General features: G+C 54.6%; 1 protein-coding gene. It reads right to left on the reverse strand.

What is annotated here, in order from left to right:
• Positions 1–272 precede the first annotated feature (272 nt).
• Positions 273–1718, reverse strand: a complete 1446-nt coding sequence (locus tag VGE80_RS16720) for a porin (RefSeq protein ID WP_440593456.1) — start codon at positions 1716–1718, stop codon at positions 273–275.
• Positions 1719–2351 lie beyond the last annotated feature (633 nt).

The following is a 2351-nucleotide window of genomic DNA, read 5'->3' on the forward strand; positions in this document are numbered from 1 at the left end:
AACGCGCGCGGTTAAGATTCGCCGCAGATATTCAACCAGACTCGGATTCATGACGCCGCTTTCTTGGGCCCTCTGTTTCAAGGGACAGGGTTCCTTTTGGTTCAGACGGCGATCCTAACCGGGCGTCGCGTCCGAAGAACAGGGATACCCCGATTTCGAGCATGCCTGTGTCGCAGTCGCTTCCAGACCACGCAGCTCTGTGACGAAATCATCCTGCGCGGAAGACCTTCAACAGCGACAGATCTGAATCCCCTGCCAGTGCGGCGTGCCGCTCAAAAAGCGGCACTGATCTGAGTCCGCAGCAACAAACCCGACTGCCCTGCGACAAACCCGGTACGGTTTTGCTGCGCGGGTGAGTCCTCCAGCCAGGCCGCGTCGATGGTAAATCGCAAGTTGTTTTGTCCCTTCAGAGGAAACCAGTTGAATCCACCTCCCACTTCGGTCCCCGTTCCATAACCGCCGGTCACGAGCGACCCACGGGAATAGATCTCGACTTCCTGCGGCCGTACGAAATATCCCCCCTGTACGAATCCACCGTAGGCCGAGACCGAATCCACCGGCAATTGTCCTGTTCCACGAAGTGACGAAAGTTGCTGCAGATAAATTTCTGTCGCCAGACTGCATCCACGATACTTAAAAGAAGCATCGAATGCAGCGAGGGAAATATCGTACTCCCGCACCATCGCGCCGGGTGCCAGTGCCCCCATTTGTGTGATCAACGTTCCGTCCGACAACCGCACCAATGAGTTTTCGGGTGCTCCTCCGTCTGCTGCCTCCGCCTGCGCCGGAGCAAAGGTGTAGCTCGAACCAATCCGAATTGCGGGTTGCTGATGATTCTGGAGATCGGGGTAGCCGCGGCCAAAATCGCCCCACGGTTCCCACCACACTGATTCCGAGATACAGAACTGATGCGTGAACTGGCTTGGGCGTAGATTGAGCGTATTGAAGCCATTGGCCAACATGGCGTGATATCGGACGGTCTCGAAGACTTGACCCGTCACCCACACCCCCTGACTCAGACTGGGACGAAAGAATGTCGTTGCCATCGAGCGATCAGGACCTTCCTGAGCGACGGAAGCACTTCCCATCCACTCGCGACTTCCGGGAACCTTGTTCTGGCCGACCGAAATCGTCAGGGCTTTATTGAATTGATAACTCAGTACATAGGCGCGAAAGCCAATCGGATTACTGCTGACGGTGTTGTAATCGATGTTAAGCAGGTAAGACATTTTTGGCAGGAATGCCATTCCGGAGAAGATCAATCGGCCTCGCGGAATCAAAAAATAACTGCTGTTATTGATGGGAAAAGATTCACCTGAACTGTCGATCCATTCTGATTCGCTTCGCTCAAAAGCGTTAAAGCGAAACTGTGTTTGATTGTTGATTCGCAGTGAAAAGGGAGAGGATTCCGGATCTCTCGTCCGAATCTCAAATCCGTTGTAATAACGGGAAAAATGAGATGACGAACCATCGGAATCCCTGACCAGCGGTGAATCCACAACAAGATCCTCATCAACCGGATCTCGTTCCGTGGGGGGACGGAAGATTGAGTTCTCTTTCAGAATGCGAACTTCTTCCGAGAGCCGCCGGTTCTCTTCTACGACGGATTGTAGAGCTTGTTCGAAGCGTTCCAGCCTTGAATCGTCTGCGACAGGCAATTCGGGCAGGGAAGGGGATGACAGGATTTCCGACAGTCCTACGTCGTCCAGGGCGTGCACTCTGGACAGAAAAGGAGGCGACCCAAGAAGGACTGCAAGTAGCAGCCATACGGATATCAGACCTCGCGCAAGCGGCCCTGGCACACCAGACAGCCAGAGATCTGACCGGGCCTGCTCAAGGATGTCGCCAGATCGCCTTGAGTACCGCACGTGGACATCATTTCCTGCTAGGGCCGCAGTCGGTCGAGCGAATGCGCAAGCGATTTCGATCCGTCAATTCAATGATGCTGGTCGCGAACGGTCATATCGATCTGGCTCATCACTCCAAGACTTGCCCAGGAGCGCGGACACCTGAGGTGCCCGATCTCATCGCAAGCTCAGAGACGCATTTCCAGGAGTCTCAGATTCATACATCGGCAAAATTTAACGATAAAATCAGCGGATCTGGTTAGAGAAACACTCCTGTCCCGGCTACACCATCTTGAGCCGACGCTCTTCGGCAGTTTTTGACATCTATGCTCTAGAGACAACGAGACTCACCTCAAGTCACCACCGCCTCGTGAGGATTGCCTCAAGTGAGACGCCTACTGCTCACCTGGACCGCGTTCTCCCCGAGATAGTCCATCGTCCCGGGGAAGGGACTGATCCCGGCAGGGGGAATGCCTTTTCGCCGCTGCGTCAGTCGGGACTTCA

This window comes from Schlesneria sp. (assembly GCF_036405755.1).
In the GTDB taxonomy this organism is placed as follows: Bacteria; Planctomycetota; Planctomycetia; order Planctomycetales; family Planctomycetaceae; genus Schlesneria; species Schlesneria sphaerica.